A 15,473-nucleotide genomic window follows, 5' to 3' on the forward strand; every position below is an offset into this window, starting at 1 on the left:
GGGCGGGAGCCTAGTCCGCGCGCGCCGGCACCAAAGCCAGCACGCGTTCGACGACGGCATCGATGCCTAGGCCGGTGGTGTCGATGAGGACGGCGTCTTCGGCCGGCCGCAGGGGCGCCACCGCACGCTGGGCGTCACGGGCGTCACGGGCGAGGATCTCGCGCAGCAGACCGTCGATTGTGACGGAAACCCCTTTGTCTTTCAACTGCTTATAGCGCCTTTCCGCCCGTTCGTCGGCACTGGCGGTCAGGAACACCTTGTAAGGAGCATCCGGGAAGATGACGGTCCCCATGTCCCGCCCATCGGCCACCAGGCCGGGCGGGCGGCGAAAAGCCCGCTGGCGCTCCTTCAGAGCGGACCGCACCTCGGGAATGGCCGCAATGGCGGACGCGAGGGCACCCGTGGTTTCCAGGCGCAGTTCGTCCGTGGCGTCTAGGTCATCCACGATGACCCGGAGGCCCTGCTCCGTTTCGCGGAAGCTGACGCTGGTATCGAAGGCACACCGGACCAAGGCGGCAGGATCGGAGATATCCAGATCGGCCCAGCTTGCCGCCACGCCAACCGCACGGTACAGCGCCCCGGAGTCGAGGTAATGCCAGCCGAGTCGGCCAGCCACCAGCCGGCTCACCGTACCCTTGCCCGCCCCGGAGGGGCCATCGATGGTCAGGACAGGTGAGGTATCGGACATGGGGTCTCCTGAGGGGTTTTGGGCGGCATTATGATGTCGACCATCGCGCGCGGGACACCTTCGGCGCCGTGTTGACGGAAGGCTCAGTGCAACCGCTTGATATGCCAACGGAATTGCCGTTAGAATAGCCGGCTTCGTCCCACCCCATACTCTTTTACGCCGAGGTTCATCTCATGAAGGTCCTGTCCTCCCTGAAGTCGGCGAAGGCCCGTCACCGCGACTGCAAGGTGGTCCGCCGCCGCGGCAAGGTCTTCGTGATCTGCAAATCCAACCCGCGTTTCAAGGCGCGCCAGCGCTGAGGAACGGCACTGCCGGCCACGGCCGGCAATGCGTCAAAAGCCGCCTCCGGGCGGTTTTTTGTTGTCCTGCTTTTGTTATAAAAGGCAGATCACCCAGGGGAATCCCACCATGAGCCGTCGCGCCCTCGCACTTCCGTTGATCGCCCTGCTCGGCCTTGCCGGCCCGGCCTTCGCAGATACCCTGCTGATAGAGCGCGCCCAGGAAACGCCCGCGGCGGCGGCCCCGGTGCGTGGACAGACGGCAGCCGACGTCGAAGCCCGCTTCGGCGCTCCGCAACAGAAGCTCGAGCCACGCGGTGGCCAGAAGCGGCAATGGCCGGTGATCCATCGTTGGGTCTATCCCGGTTTCACGGTCTACTTCGAGAAGAGCCGCGTCATCGACGTGGTGCTGAACAAGGCTACCGCCGAAGAAATCGGCCCCAAGCCCCCCATCCGCTGACCGGCGACTTTCGCGCCCCGCAATCCCATGACCGATGCCTATCGCTTTCCCGCGGAGTGGGAGCCCCAGTCCGCGATCCTGATCGCTTGGCCGCACGCCGAGACGGACTGGGCCGACCGCCTTGCCGATGTCGAGGAAACCTACGTCGCCCTGGTGGCCGCCATCACCCGCTTCCAGCCGGTGGTCATCTGCGTCGCCGACGACGACCTGCAGACCTATGCCGAAGCGCGACTGCGCTCGGCGCGGGTGGACATGGAGCGCGTACGCTTCGTTCCCGCCGAGTACGACGACACCTGGCTGCGCGACTCCGGGCCTATCACCCTGCGTGATGGCCACCGGTTCAAATTGCTGGACTTCCGCTTCACAGGGTGGGGCGGCAAGTACGAAGCCACGCGCGACGACCGTCTGGTCGGCGAGCTCTCCGGCATGCAGCTGTTTCACAACTATTTCGTCCAAAGCATTGATTTTGCTTTGGAAGGTGGCGCCATTGAAACTGATGGCGCGGGCACGTTGCTCACCACATGGCAATGCCTGCATGAGCGTCACCCCGACGCCTCGCGCGCGGAACTGACCGAAAAGCTCGCGCGCTGGCTGAAGCAGGACCGCGTGCTGTGGCTGGACCACGGCTACCTGGAGGGCGACGACACCGACGCCCACATCGACACCCTTGCCCGCTTCGCGCCCGGCAACGCCATCGTTTACCAGGCCTGCGACGATGCAACGGACAGCCACCATGCCGAACTGCAGGCGATGGCCGCCGATATCGCCGCCCTGCGCACCGCCGCTGGCCAGCCTTACCGCCCCTTTCCGCTGCCCTGGGCGCAGCCTGTGATGGACAACGGCCGTCGCTTGGCAGCGTCTTACGCGAACTACCTGATCATCAACGGCGCCGTGTTGATGCCGGCCTATGGCGATGCCGCCGACAACCAGGCCGCCGCCGTGCTGGCACAGGCCTACCCGGACCGCGAGATCGTGCAGGTGCCCTGCCGGGCGCTGATCTGGCAGAACGGCAGTCTGCATTGCATCACCATGCAACTGCCGGCAGGGCTGCTCGGCTGAGTCCCGCCATGGCGTCACGGTTCATGGCACCGTGACGTCAGTTGGGCGCAGATTGAACGCTTCGTTTACATCTCGCCCAACACGATGCCGGATAACCACCGTTTCCCATTGATCGAGGAGACGGCCGTGTATTCACGACGCAAGTTCCTGACGACCACTGCGCTGGCCACGGCCGGCCTTGGCCTGGCCGCCTGCCGGGACGCGGCGCAGGCGGGCGGGGTCGGCGCGGCGCCCGCTGCTCCCTCGTCCGAAGCCGTTTCCGGCGCGTTGAACACCCGCCTCGTCCCGTCGACCGGCGAGCGGGTTCCCGTCATCGGCATGGGCACGTCCGGCAGTTTCGAAGTCGGCCAGAGCGCTGCCGAACTCGATCCACTGCGTGAAGTGCTGAAGCGGTTCTTTGCCGCAGGCGCCACGCTCATCGACACCGCCCCCACCTACAGCGTCGCCGAAGACGTCATGGGTGCGCTGCTGGCCGAACAGGGACTCACCAGCAAGGCCTGGCTGGCCACCAAACTGTCCGGCGTGACCGGACGCGAAGCCGGCATGGCCCAGTTCGAAGACACACTGCGCCGGCTGAAGACCAACAAGGTGGCGCTGCTGCAGGTCCACAACCTGGGCGACCTGAAGACCCAGATGGCCGTGGCACGCGAACTGAAGGCGCAGGGCAAGGTGAAGTACGTCGGCGTCACGCACTACGTGGAGCGTGCGCAGGAGGAACTTGCGGATGTCGTGCAGGCCGAGAAGCCCGACTTCCTGCAGATCAACTATTCGGTCGCCAGCCGGGGTGCGGAGAAGCGCGTATTGCCGCTCGCGCAGGATCTCGGCGTGGCGGTGCTGATCAACCGCGCGTTCGAAGACGGCAAGCTGTTCGCGCAGGTGAAGGACAAGCCCGTGCCCGAGGCGCTGGCAGACGTCGGTGTGACCTCGTGGGCGCAGGCGTTCCTCAAGTTCGCATTGAGTCATCCGGCGGTCACGGCGGTGATCCCCGCCACCGGCAAGCCCGACCGCCAGAGCGACAATCTCAAGGCCGGTACAGGTCCGGACCTGACGCCTGCGCAGCGTGACGTCCTGATCGCCGCACTGGCCTGAATCGATGACGCCATCCTCCCCGCCTGCGCCGGGCGCCGCGTCACGGTTCGCCGCCCTGTTCAACGTGCGCCCGCACGAAACGCCGGTCGTGATGGCCGGACTGGTGATGTTCTTCCTGTTGTTCGCAGGCTACTTCATGCTGCGGCCGATCCGCGAAACGATGGGCGTCGCAGGAGGCGTGGACAACCTGCAATGGCTGTTCACCGGTACGTTCGTCGCCACGCTGGCGGTGCTCCCGGCCTATGGCTGGATCGCCTCGAAAGTGTCACGGCGGCGCATCGTGCCCTGGGTGTTCGGCGTGGTCGTGGCCAGCCTGCTCGGCTACGGGGGCGCCATGCTCGCGCGGCCCGACGATGTGTGGCTGGCGCGCACGTTCTACATCTGGGTATCGGTCATCAACCTGCTGATGATCTCGCTGGCATGGAGCGTGCTGGCCGACGTGATGGACAGCCACGAAGCCAAGCGCCTGTTCGCGCTGATCGCCGGTGGCGCCAGCCTGGGCGGCCTGGTGGGCCCCCTGCTGACCACACTGCTGGTCAAGCCACTGGGGCATGGCGGCCTGATGGTGCTGTCGGCCGTACTGATCGGCGCCAGCGCCGCCACCGCCACCTGGCTGCACCGCTGGCGTGATCGCCATCCGCTGCCAGCCGGCGCCATGTCTTCGGACCAGCGACGGCGACCACTGGGAGGAAATCCTTTCGCCGGCGCGACGGCGGTGTTCCGCTCGCCCTACCTGCTGGGCATCGCGTTCTTCGTGCTGCTGCTGGCGACAGTGACCACGTTCCTCTATTTCGAGCAGGCCAAGCTGGTGGCCGAGCGCTTCGCGGACAAGGAAGAGCAGACGCGGGTGTTCGGCCTGATCGATACGGTCGTGCAGACACTGGCGATCCTCAGCCAGTTGTTCATCACCGGCCGGATCGCACAGCGGCTGGGCGTGGGCGTGTTGCTGGTGGCGGTGCCGATGATCGTCGCCGCAGGCTTCCTCTGGCTGGCCTTGGCGCCGGTGTTCGCGGTTTTCGTGGTGGTGATGGTGGTGCGGCGCGCCGGCGAGTACGCCTTCGTGCGTCCGGGTCGCGAGATGCTCTATACCGTGGTGCCCGCGGAACAGAAGTACAAGGCGAAGAACTTCATCGACACCGTGGTCTACCGCGGCGGCGATGCACTCAGCGGCTGGGTCAAGCGTGCGCTGGATGTCCTGGCCGAACACCCGGCCGCAGCGATGTTCATCGGTGCGGGCGTGGCTGTTGCATGGGCGGTGACCGGCGCGGCGCTCGGACGGCGGCAAACGGAGCTGGAAGCGTCGCGCGACGCCACCTGAGCCTCGCGTTCACCGGCGGGCTGCCTGCCGTCACGGTGGACGCGGTACCATGCGCCCCTCTCCGTCCATGCTCCTCGACGCACGATGATCCGCACCACCCTGCCCGTTGCCCTGATCCAGGAAAAGAACCACGGCGACGCCGACGCCAACCTGTCGGTGATCGAGGCGCGCGTGGCCGAGGCCGCCAAGCGTGGTGCGAGACTGGTGCTGCTGCAGGAACTGCACAACGGCGCCTATTTCTGCCAGCACGAGTCGGTGCACGAATTCGACCTGGCCGAGCCGATCCCCGGCCCGAGTACGGAGCGCCTGGGTGCGCTGGCGAAGCAGCACGGCGTGGTGCTGGTGTCTTCACTCTTCGAGCGCCGCGCCGCCGGGCTGTACCACAACACCGCCGTCGTCTACGAAAAGGACGGCAGCATCGCGGGCAAGTACCGCAAGATGCACATCCCGGACGATCCGGGGTTCTACGAGAAATTCTACTTCACGCCCGGCGACATCGGCTTCACCCCTATCGACACCTCAGTCGGTCGCCTCGGCGTACTGGTCTGCTGGGACCAGTGGTACCCCGAAGCCGCGCGCCTGATGGCGCTGGCTGGCGCGGACGTGCTGCTGTACCCGACCGCGATCGGGTGGGATCCGGATGACGGGCAGGCCGAGAAGAACCGCCAGCGCGATGCGTGGGTGTGGAGTCATCGCGGTCATGCCGTCGCCAACGGCCTGCCCGTACTGAGCTGCAATCGCGTCGGCCATGAAGCGTCACCGCTGGGCGCCTCCGGCATCGAGTTCTGGGGCAACAGCCACGTGTTGGGTCCGCAAGGCGAGTTCATCGCCGAAGCCGGCACCGAAGCGACCATCCTGATGGCCGAGGTCGACATGGCGCGCAGCGAACACGTGCGCCGCATCTGGCCGTTCCTGCGCGACCGCCGCATCGACGCATACGGCGACCTGCTCAAGCGCTACATCGACTGAGGCCCACGCGTGCCGCTGACCGTCCGTGACGCCACGCCGGCCGACGTGCCGGCGATCACCGCCCTGTACGCCGCGGAAGTCCGCGACCACGTCAACACCTACGAATACGACGCACCCGACGACGCCGAGATGGCGCGCCGCATGCAGGGCGTGCTCGACGCCGGCTATCCCTACCTGGTGGCGGAACTCGACGGCGAATTCGTCGGCTATGCCTACGCCAGCAGCTACCGCGCGCGCGCGGGCTATCGCAAGACCGTCGAGAACTCCGTCTACGTCCTGCCCGGCCGGCAAGGCCAGGGTATCGGCGCTGCGTTGATGCAGGCACTGATCGACGCCTGCGAGACACGCGGCTACCGGCAGATGATCGCCGTGATCGGCGAACCCACCAACACCGCCTCCATCCGCCTGCACGAGAAATTCGGTTTCACCCTGATCGGCGTCTTCCGCGGCATCGCCTGGAAGCAGGACCGCTGGCTGGATACCGTGCAGATGCAGCGCACCCTCGGCGCCGGTACCACCGCGCCCCCGCAAGACGAATGACACCATGACCGACACCACGACCGCCCTCGCCGACCCGCTGCACGGGCAACCCCACGACATCATCGAACGCGACGGCGTGCGCTTCACCCTGCTCGGCACAGCGCACGTCTCGCGCGCCAGCGTCGATGCGGTGCGCGCAGCGGTGGCCAGCGGTGACTACGACAGCGTGGCGGTGGAACTGGACGCCGGCCGCCTGCAGTCGTTGACCGATCCCGACACACTGGCGCGGCTGGACCTGGTGAAGGTGGTCCGCGAGGGCAAGACGCACCTGTTCGCCGCGAATCTCGCACTGGCCGCCTACCAGCGGCGCCTGGCCGAACAGCTGGGTGTCGAGCCGGGCGAAGAGCTGAAGGCCGGCGCACTCGACGCACAGGCGCGCGGGCTGCCCGTCCACCTGATCGATCGCGAAGTGGGCCTGACCTTCAAGCGCGCGCTGCAATCGCTGGGCTGGTGGCAGCGCACCAAGGTGGGCGCCGGCATCCTCGCCAGCATGTTCGGTGACGAAGAAGTCGGGGACGACGAAATCGAGAAGCTCAAGCAGGGCGACATGCTGGAGTCGAGCTTCGGCGAGTTCGCCGCCGAAAGCCCTCAGCTGTACCAGGCCATCATCGCGGAGCGCGACCAGTACATGGCCTCCGCATTGCGCCAGGTGGCCGCAGGCAAGCCCGCCGGCGCGGCGGTGCCCTACCGCGTCCTTGCCGTGGTCGGTGCCGGCCACCTGCCCGGCCTGGCCCGCCACCTGAAGGACGACACCGCCGACCCGGCCGAGCTGCGCCGTTCGCTCGAAGTCGTCAAACCCAAGTCGCGCGTGCCGTGGATGGAACTGGTGATCGGCGTGTTCCTCGTGGGGGGCTTCGCCTGGGGTTTCTGGCAGGGGGGCGTGGACGTCGGTTCGGATCTGCTGCTGCAGTGGGTGCTGGCCACCGGCGTGCTCGGCGCCATCGGCTGTGCGATTGCAGGCGGGCATCCGCTCAGCATTCTCGCGGCCTTCATATCATCGCCGCTCACGCCGCTGCATCCCGCGCTTGCATCGGGTACCGTCAGCGCCTTCGTGGAAGCAACCTTGCGCAAGCCCACCTATGCCGACTTCATGGCGTTGCGCGACGATGTCCAGACGATGCGTGGCTGGTGGAAGAACCGCGTGGCGCGCGTCCTGCTGAACTTCTTCCTCACCAGCCTGGGCACTGCCATCGGCGTGTGGACCGGGGGATTGAGGATGCTCGGCAAACTGGTCGGCTGAGCTGGACTTGAGACGAAAAAAGAGCCGGGCAATGCCCGGCTCTTCGCTTTCCGCTCTCGTCACTCCACGTGCAGGGCTGCCACGCTTGCCGCCGCAGGCGCATCGCCACGACGCTGCTTGGCCCGGCCGATCGCACGCGAGGTGCCACTGCGCATGTCGTCCAGGATCGCGTAGATCGTGGGCAGGAACAGCAGGCTGACCACCGTCGAGAACGCCAGGCCACCGGCGATGGCCCTTGCCATCGGGGCGTAAGCCGGGCCGTCGCCCGCCATCTGGGTGTTCGCCATCGCGATGGGGACCATCGCCAGGATCGCCGTGCCCATCGTCATCAGGATGGGTCGCAACCGCTCGCGACTGCCTTCCACCAGCGCATCCGTGCGCGACATGCCGCGTCGTCGCAGGTTGTTGATGTGCTCGACCATCACGATGCCGTTGTTCACCACCACGCCCATCAGCACCAGGATGCCGATGAAGGACATGATGCCGAACGTGGTGCCCGTCAGCGCGAACAGCCAGAACACGCCGAACACGGAGAACAGCACGCCGCTCATGATGGCCGCCGGGAACAGCAGCGATTCGAACACCGCCGCCATGACGATGTAGATCATCACCAGCGCGATCAGCAGGTTGAACATCATCTGCCCCATCGCTTCATCGTCCTCCTGGAAGGCACTGCCATCGAACGAATAGCTGTAGCCCGCGGGGAACGACATGCCCTCCAGCGCCTCTTCCATGGCCTTGCGCGCATCCGGCACGGTGACCTTCTCGGCCAGGTTGGCCTGCACGGTCAGCGTGGTCTGGCGGTTGGTGCGCTGGATCTGCGTGGCGGAAGGCGTGATGCCCACGTCGACCAGGCTCAGCAGCGGCACCGTGCGGCCATCCGGCGAACGCACCATGAAACCGGCCAGGTCTTCGGTGCCGTAGTCTTCGGCACCTGCAAAGCGCACCCACACCGGCACTTCGGTCTCGCCGCGGCGGAACTCGCGCAACGGCGCGCCACGCAGGGCCAGGCCCACGAAACTCGCCACTTGCTGGGACGTGAAGCCGAAGGCTGCGGCCCGCTCGCGATCGACGCGCACGTTCAACTCGCTGTTCTGGTCGCCGACATCGACGCGTACGTCGCGCAGTTCCTTGCGCTTGGCCAGGATCGGAATCAGGTCGTCCGCGATCTCCGCCAGGGTCTGGGTCGAATCGCCGACCAGCTGGAACGACACGCTCTGGCCGGGTTGGCCGCCGCCGCCCTGATTGCCACCGTCGCCACCGATGCCGATGTTGGCGCGGGCCGACTTCGGCAGGTCCTTGCGCAACTGCTCGACGATCGGCTTGGTCTCGCTGGCCTTTTCGGTGTCGAACTTGACCTGGGTTCCACCCCAACCCTGCTCGCTGAAGTACGAATAGATCTGGCTGATGCGGTACTTCTTGCGGTTGGCGTCAAGGAACTGTTCGACCTTGAGGATCTCGGCCGACATCTGCTCCTTGGTGTAGGCACCCTTCCACTGGTAGTAGAGCTCCGCCTCGCCGCCGCCGTCGTTGCCGAACATGTCGAACTTGGTCATCTTCATGGGCACGAAACTGACCACGATGATGAGCAGGATGCCCAGCACGCTCCAGCCACGGTGTTCCAGCGTCCAGCGCAGGAACCCTGCGTAGCGCTTCTGCATGCGCGGGATGATGCCGGTCTCGCTGCGCACCTGGGGGGGCGTCTTCAACCGGGCCGAGATCATCGGGATCAGGCTGACCGCGACCAGCCACGAAGCCAGCAGCGACACCGAGATGGTGATCGCGATCTGGCCCAGGTAGATGCTCAGGAAGTTGCGCTCGCCGAACAGGTTGGGCACGAACACGATGCAGTGGCACAGCGTGCCCGCCGACAGCGCGATCGCCACGTGGCGGGTGCCGATAATCGACGCCCAGGTGGGGTTGTCGGGGTATTTCTCGCGTTCCTGGTAGATGCTCTCGACCACGACGACGGCGTTGTCCACCAGCATGCCGATGGCGAGCAGCAGGCCCATCATCGACAGGATGTTCAGCGTCACGCCGGCGAAGTACATGAAGCCCAGCGTCATCACGAAGCAGATCGGAATCGCCAGCGTCACCATCGACACCGAAGGCCAGTGGCGCAGGAAGAACCACAGCACCACGATCGAGAGGACCAGGCCGATCGCGCCGGCTTCCGCCAGTTCCAGCAACGAGGAGGTGACGTTGTCGCCCTGGTTCTCGATGATCTTGACCTGGATGTCGCTCATCTCCGGCTGGGCACGGATCGATTCGACCTCGGCCAGCGCGTTGCTGGACACCTCGACCAGGTTGGCGTTGCGTTCCTTGAAGATGTCCAGGCCGACGGCGGGCTGGCCGTCCAGCCGGCGACCGTAGTCCATCCGGGCCGGCTTCAGGCGCACATCGGCGATGTCGCCCAGGCGCACGTTGCCCGCACCGACGATCAGGTCGCGCAGCTGCTGCAGGTCGGTCAGCTCGCCGACGGGCTGCACGCGCAAGCGCTGCGGGCCGTCGCTGATGACACCCGCAGAGATGGAGAAATTGACCGCCTGCAGCCGTGTCGTCAGATCATTGAGGCTCAGGTTGTGCGCGGTCAGGCGATCCTGGTTGATCGCGATCTCCACCTCGTTCGGCGGCGCGCCCGACACTTCCACACGGGCTACGCCAGGGATGCGCTCGATGCGACGCTTGAACTCGCGCTCGATCATGTCGTACGCGCCGGTCAGGTCGGTCTTGCTGGCCAGGCGCACCCGCAGCACCGGCTGATCGGTGGTCGAGAACTTGAAGACGAAGTAGCGCTGCAGATCGTCCGGCAGGTCGTCGCGGATCGCGTCCAGGCGCTCGCGCGCTTCGGACGCGGCGATGGCGACGTCGCGGTCCCAGTCCGAGAACTGGATGAAGATCTGTGCGCCGTCGGCCTTCGCGTTGGACTCCATCCGCTTGATGCCGGCCATCGTCGACAGCGCTTCCTCGGCCGGTCGCAGCACCGTGCGCTCCACTTCCTCCGGTGTCGAGCCGGTGTACGGCAGCGACACGAAGATGAAGGGCGGCGAGACCTCGGGAAAGGCTTCCAGCGGCAGCCGGATGGCCGCGATCAGGCCGATCACGAACAGCGAGATGAAGAACATCACCGCCGTCACGGGCCGCTTGATGCTGAACTCCGCGACGCTCATGCGGGTTCGCCCTCCCCGACCGGTGGCAGTGCCGCGCCCTTGCGAGCGCGGCGTCCGCGCTCGAGGTAGTAGTCATCGGCGCGGCGGTCCAGCAGGTCGTAGACGACCGGGATCACCAGCAGGGTCAGCAGGGTCGAGATCAGCAGGCCGCCGATCACGGTGATCGCCATCGGCGAGCGCACTTCGGCACCCTCGCCCATCGCGATCGCCAGCGGCAGGAAGCCGAACAGCGTGCACAAGGTCGTCATGATGATCGGCCGCAGTCGCGAACGGGCACCCTCGACCAGCGCCTCGCGCTTGGCCACGCCGGCCTCGCGCAACTGGTTGACCTTGTCGATCAGGATGATGGCGTTCTTGGTCACCAGGCCCACCAGCAGGATCAGGCCGATGAACACCACCACCGAGACCGCCGAGCCGGTCAGGAACAGGGCGCCCACGGCACCGACCAGCGCCAGCGGAATGGTGAACAGGATGACGAAAGGATGCAGCAGTGATTCGAACTGCGACGCCATCACCAGGTAGACCAGGAAGATCGCCAGGCCGAAGGCGAACATCAGCGAGTTGACCGATTCGGCCAGTTCTTCGCCCTGGCCGCCGATGTGCATGCCGACGCCAGCGCCCAGCGGATTCTCGGACACCATCTTCTGCACTTCCTGCACCGCGCCGCCCAGGTCGATGTCGCGCAGGTTGGCCGACACGATCGCCACGCGCACCTGGTCGGCGCGGTGGATCTCGCTGGGACCCGTGGTGGCGACGACATCGGCCACGGCCGACAGCGTCACCGGCCGTGCGCTGCCCGGATTGACGATCAGTTGGCGGATGCTTTCCAGCGAAGCGCGATCGGTCTCGCGGGCGCGCACCAGCACGTCGATCTTGCGGTCACGGAAGCTGTAGCGCGTGGCCACTTCGCCGCGCACCTTCTTGACCACCACGTCGGCGATCTGGCGCGTGGTCAGGCCCAGCGCACCCGCGCGTTCCTGGTCGAAGCGGATCTGGATTTCCGGGAAGCCCTGCTCCACCGTCGACTTGACGTCGGCGTAGTGCGGATTCGCACGCAGCAACGCGGCGAGCTTCTGGCCTGCCTGTTCGATGCCGGCCAGGTCCTGGCCGCGCAGTTCGACTTCCAGCGGCGCCGAGAAGCTGAGCAGCTCCGGACGGCTGAAATCGACCTGGGCACCGGGATGGTCCTTCATGGACGCACGCAGGGCCTCGGTTTCCCGGCTTTCGACGTCCTCGCTGCCGCCACCGGCCATGACCACGGTCAGCTTGCCGATGTTCTCGCCGCTCTCGGTGGGATTGGCATCAAGACGGGTACCGCTGCCACTCACGCCGTACAGGGCATGGATGCCTTCGTCCTTGCCGTGCTTGAGCTGAAGTTCGCGGACCAGTGCATCGGTGCGCGCCAGCGGCGTGCCCGGCGGCAGCTTGACCGTCATCTCGAAGCGGTCCTGCGCCAGCTGCGGGATCAGGTCCGCACCCAGCAGCGGCACCAGCAGCATCGCGCCGACGAACGCGGCGGCGGCGAAGCCCAGCACCAGCCAGGGACGATGCAGCGACGCGGGCAACAGGCGCATGTAGCCGGCTTCGGCACGGTTGTAGGGCGCCATCGCCAGGTCGCTGAACTTGCGCATGACCGGGCCGACCACAGCGGCCAGGCCACGCCAGGCGCGGACGACCAGCCAGGCAATGCCGAAGAAGCCGCCGCGGATCGCAGCGCCCACGCCACGGCCGGTGGCTGCCAGCGGCTTCTGCCAGCGCGAATCGGGGCGCCACTGCGGATGCGCCGCTTCGTCGGGGAACGCCAGCGGGGGGCGACCCTTCAACGAACTCAGCATCGGGATCAGTGTCATCGACACCACCAGCGAAATGCCGATGGCGATCGCCACCGTCAACGCCTGGTCGCGGAACAGCTGGCCGGCGATGCCCTGCACGAACACCAGCGGCAGGAACACGGCGATCGTGGTCAGCGTGGACGCCACCACCGCCATGCTGACTTCGCGGGTGCCGACCATCGCGGCCTCGAGGATGCCCAGGCCACGCTCGCGCGCCTTGGCGATGCTCTCCAGCACCACGATCGAGTCGTCGACCACCAGGCCTGTCGCCAACGCCAGGCCGCCGAGCGACATCACGTTGAGGCTGAGGTCCAGCTCGCCCATGAAGAAGAACGTGGTGATGATGGAGACCGGCAGCGACAGGCTGATCACGAACGTGCTCCAGCCATCGCGCAGGAACAGGAAGATGATCAGGATCGCCAGCACGCCGCCGATCATGGCGTCCTTCTGCACGTCCCAGATCGCGTGTTCGATGAACAGCGACTGGTCGTCGATGACGGTCAGCTCGACATCCGGCGGGGTCTGGTTCTTGATCTGCTCCAGCTTGGCTTTCAGCGCCTGCGCCGTCGCCACGGTATTGGCGTCGCCTTCCTTGTAGATCGCCAGCTCGACGGCTTCGCGGCCGCCCAGACGGATGATCGCTTCGCGCTCCTTGAAGCCCTGGCGCACGTCGGCGACGTCCTTCAGGCGGACCGGCATGCCGCCGGCCACCGTCGAACTGCCGCCTGACGATGCACTCTGCACGGAGGCGGCCGCGGCCATCGCTTCGGCCGAGCCGGTCGAGGCCGCGATGGCGGCCATCTGTGCCGCCGCCGACGCCGCGGCGTTGTCGCCACCACTCTGGGTGGTGACCAGCATTTCGCGGATTTCGTTGACCGTGGCGAACTGGTTGACGGTGCGCACCAGGTAGCGCTGCGAACCTTCTTCCAGCCGGCCGCCGGAGATGTTGATGTTCTCCTGCTGCAGGCGCTGGATGACGGTATCGATCGGCAGGTTCAGCTGGGCGAGTTTCTGCTGGTCGATGTCGACCTGGATCTCGTCCTCGAGACCGCCGCCGACCTTGACCGCCGCCACGCCGTCGACGGGCTCGAGCTTCTTCTTCAGGTCGTCGTCCGCGTAGCGGCGCAGCTCGGTGAGCAGGCGCACGGCGTCCGCGTCGTTCTTCGGATCCTGCTTGTTGGCCAGGGCCAGGCGCAGTATCGGCTCGGTCGACGGATTGAAGCGCAGCAGCACCGGTGCCTTCGCTTCCAGCGGCAGCTGCAGCACTTCCATCTTGTCGCGGACTTCCAGGCTGGCCTGGTCCATGTCCGTGCCCCAGGCGAACTCCAGCACCACGTCGCTCTGGCCGGTACGCGAGACCGACTTCAGCTTGCGCAGGTTCTTCACCACGCCGACGGCTTCTTCCACCGGCTCGCTGATGAGGGTTTCGATTTCGGAAGGTGCGGCACCGGTGTACTCGGTGCGCACGGTCAGGGTGGGATAGCTCAGGTCGGGCAGCAGGTTGACCTTCAGCGAGAACAACGCGATCACGCCGAACAGGAACATCGTGATCCAGAACATCGCCACGGTGACGCGGCGGCGGGTGGAGAACTCGACCAGTCCGCCACCCATGCTGCCATCGCCGCCCGCCGCGTGGGGTTCGTGCTCCCCAGGAACGTGGCCGGGCGCGCTCATTGCTTGGTTCCGGCAGTCTTGGCGTCCTCGGTCTTGGCCGCCACCTTGGCGGACTCGGCGCCGATCACCTGCACCGCGCTGCCTTCACGCAACGCCACCTTGCCGGCGGTCACCACCTGGTCGCCGGGCTTCAAGCCTTCGCGCACCTCGATCCACTCACCGTCCACGTAGCCGACCTTGACCGGCACGCGTACCGCCTTGCCATCGCGCACTGCGAACACGGCCGGGTCGCCGTCGTCGAGCAGGGCGACGCGCGGCACCACCAGCGCATCGGCACGCTGGTCGTAGTCGATCTTGATACGGCCGAACATGCCGGGCTGCAGCACGCCGTCACTGCCGAACGAGCAGACCACGCGGAACGTACCGCTACCGGAGTCGACGACCGGCGAAATGCGGTCCACCGTGCCCTGGAACACCTTGCCCGGCATCGCATCGACGGCCAGCGCCACCGGCAGGCCTGCCTTCAATTTGGAGAGCTCGCGTTCGGAGACGTTCAAGGTGGCTTCCAGACGCGATTCGTCGACGATGCGGATGATCGGCGTGTTGATCTGCACGAAGTTGCCGGTCTTGATGGAGCGCGAGGCCACCACGCCGGAAATCGGCGCGGTCACCGTGGTGTAGGACAGCTCCAGCGCGGCCATGCGGTACATGGCGCGGGCGTTGTCCAGGTCGTACTTGATCTGGTCGACGTCGTTGGCGCTGATCATCTGCTGGCCCACCAGCTGCTGCGCACGACGGTAGTTGTTCTCCAGCTTGCGCATCTGCGCTTCGGCCTGGGCCACCTGCAGGCGCAGGCGGTCCGGGTCCAGCCGGACCAGCGCCTGGCCGGCGCGGACCACCTGGCCCTCCTCCACCATCACCGCCAGCGCGACACCGGAAGTCTTGGCGACCACCTGCGACTCGCCCAGCGCTTCCAGCGCCGCCGTGCCGCTGTAGCTGGCGGCCACCGGCCGGTGGCTGACCTTGGCGATCTCCACGGGGACGGCATCGGGCTCCTTCGGTGCCTCGCCGTTCTTGGCCTGCGCCTCGGGCGTGGGGCCGCCCCCCTTGCAGGCGGACAGGACCAGCAGGCTGCAGAGGACAGGTACCAGCGCCAGGCGCAGGTAGGAATGACCGGAATTGGGGCGGGGTCGGGACATGGGGCGGTACCGTGGTG

General features: G+C 66.6%; 12 protein-coding genes. 8 read left to right on the forward strand and 4 right to left on the reverse strand.

What is annotated here, in order from left to right:
• Nucleotides 1-10 precede the first annotated feature (10 nt).
• A complete protein-coding gene (gene cmk, locus WBN46_RS13670; protein WP_337732045.1) occupies nt 11-688 on the reverse strand; it encodes a (d)CMP kinase in 678 nt (225 codons plus the stop codon).
• Between the two features lie 173 nt (nt 689-861).
• Here cmk and ykgO point away from each other — a divergent pair, with 173 nt between their 5' ends.
• From ykgO to WBN46_RS13710, 8 genes are all read left to right on the forward strand, one after another.
• Nucleotides 862-987, forward strand: coding sequence for a type B 50S ribosomal protein L36 (gene ykgO / locus WBN46_RS13675; RefSeq protein ID WP_010342887.1), 126 nt, complete (start codon nt 862-864; stop codon nt 985-987).
• Nucleotides 988-1,096: 109 nt separating this feature from the next.
• Nucleotides 1,097-1,426: a hypothetical protein gene (locus tag WBN46_RS13680; RefSeq protein WP_192202582.1), complete on the forward strand. Its 330-nt coding sequence runs from the start codon at nt 1,097-1,099 to the stop codon at nt 1,424-1,426.
• A 27-nt stretch (nt 1,427-1,453) separates the two neighbouring features.
• A complete protein-coding gene (locus WBN46_RS13685; RefSeq protein WP_337732046.1) occupies nt 1,454-2,485 on the forward strand; it encodes an agmatine deiminase family protein in 1,032 nt (343 codons plus the stop codon).
• Nucleotides 2,486-2,611: 126 nt separating this feature from the next.
• On the forward strand, nt 2,612-3,574 hold the full coding sequence (locus tag WBN46_RS13690) for an aldo/keto reductase (protein WP_337732047.1): 963 nt from the start codon (nt 2,612-2,614) through the stop codon (nt 3,572-3,574).
• Nucleotides 3,575-3,578: 4 nt separating this feature from the next.
• The gene (locus WBN46_RS13695; protein ID WP_337732048.1) at nt 3,579-4,892 is read left to right on the forward strand and encodes an MFS transporter; all 1,314 of its coding nucleotides are present in this window, start codon (nt 3,579-3,581) and stop codon (nt 4,890-4,892) included.
• Between the two features lie 84 nt (nt 4,893-4,976).
• On the forward strand, nt 4,977-5,861 hold the full coding sequence (locus WBN46_RS13700; protein ID WP_337732049.1) for a carbon-nitrogen hydrolase: 885 nt from the start codon (nt 4,977-4,979) through the stop codon (nt 5,859-5,861).
• Nucleotides 5,862-5,870: 9 nt separating this feature from the next.
• Complete coding sequence (locus WBN46_RS13705) at nt 5,871-6,401, forward strand: N-acetyltransferase family protein (protein WP_337732050.1); 531 nt, start codon at nt 5,871-5,873, stop codon at nt 6,399-6,401.
• A gap of 4 nt (nt 6,402-6,405) precedes the next feature.
• Complete coding sequence (locus WBN46_RS13710) at nt 6,406-7,641, forward strand: TraB/GumN family protein (protein ID WP_337732051.1); 1,236 nt, start codon at nt 6,406-6,408, stop codon at nt 7,639-7,641.
• A 59-nt stretch (nt 7,642-7,700) separates the two neighbouring features.
• Here the strand turns inward: WBN46_RS13710 and WBN46_RS13715 are convergent, their stop codons facing one another.
• Genes WBN46_RS13715 through WBN46_RS13725 form a run of 3 tightly spaced genes read right to left on the reverse strand, consistent with a single transcriptional unit; the run spans nt 7,701 to nt 15,456 of the window.
• The gene (locus WBN46_RS13715) at nt 7,701-10,811 is read right to left on the reverse strand and encodes an efflux RND transporter permease subunit (RefSeq protein ID WP_337732052.1); all 3,111 of its coding nucleotides are present in this window, start codon (nt 10,809-10,811) and stop codon (nt 7,701-7,703) included.
• Entirely contained in the window at nt 10,808-14,317 is a 3,510-nt protein-coding gene (locus WBN46_RS13720; RefSeq protein ID WP_337732053.1) for an efflux RND transporter permease subunit, read from the reverse strand. The genes WBN46_RS13715 and WBN46_RS13720 overlap by 4 nt, the downstream gene beginning before the upstream one ends.
• Nucleotides 14,314-15,456 (reverse strand): efflux RND transporter periplasmic adaptor subunit, encoded by a 1,143-nt coding sequence (locus tag WBN46_RS13725; RefSeq protein ID WP_337732054.1) that lies wholly within the window; start codon nt 15,454-15,456, stop codon nt 14,314-14,316. Before WBN46_RS13725 ends, WBN46_RS13720 begins: the two co-directional genes overlap by 4 nt.
• Between the last annotated feature and the right edge of the window lie 17 nt (nt 15,457-15,473).

Origin of the sequence: Pseudoxanthomonas sp. CCNWLW251, assembly GCF_037402255.1 — a bacterium.
Classification (GTDB): domain Bacteria; phylum Pseudomonadota; class Gammaproteobacteria; order Xanthomonadales; family Xanthomonadaceae; genus Pseudoxanthomonas_A.

Coding starts and splice junctions, on each gene's coding strand:
- cmk (WP_337732045.1), bottom strand. CDS start 688: ATGTCCGATACCTCACCTGTCCTGACCATCGATGGCCCCTCCGGGGCG.
- ykgO (WP_010342887.1), top strand. CDS start 862: ATGAAGGTCCTGTCCTCCCTGAAGTCGGCGAAGGCCCGTCACCGCGAC.
- WBN46_RS13680 (WP_192202582.1), top strand. CDS start 1,097: ATGAGCCGTCGCGCCCTCGCACTTCCGTTGATCGCCCTGCTCGGCCTT.
- WBN46_RS13685 (WP_337732046.1), top strand. CDS start 1,454: ATGACCGATGCCTATCGCTTTCCCGCGGAGTGGGAGCCCCAGTCCGCG.
- WBN46_RS13695 (WP_337732048.1), top strand. CDS start 3,579: ATGACGCCATCCTCCCCGCCTGCGCCGGGCGCCGCGTCACGGTTCGCC.
- WBN46_RS13700 (WP_337732049.1), top strand. CDS start 4,977: ATGATCCGCACCACCCTGCCCGTTGCCCTGATCCAGGAAAAGAACCAC.
- WBN46_RS13710 (WP_337732051.1), top strand. CDS start 6,406: ATGACCGACACCACGACCGCCCTCGCCGACCCGCTGCACGGGCAACCC.
- WBN46_RS13715 (WP_337732052.1), bottom strand. CDS start 10,811: ATGAGCGTCGCGGAGTTCAGCATCAAGCGGCCCGTGACGGCGGTGATG.
- WBN46_RS13720 (WP_337732053.1), bottom strand. CDS start 14,317: ATGAGCGCGCCCGGCCACGTTCCTGGGGAGCACGAACCCCACGCGGCG.
- WBN46_RS13725 (WP_337732054.1), bottom strand. CDS start 15,456: ATGTCCCGACCCCGCCCCAATTCCGGTCATTCCTACCTGCGCCTGGCG.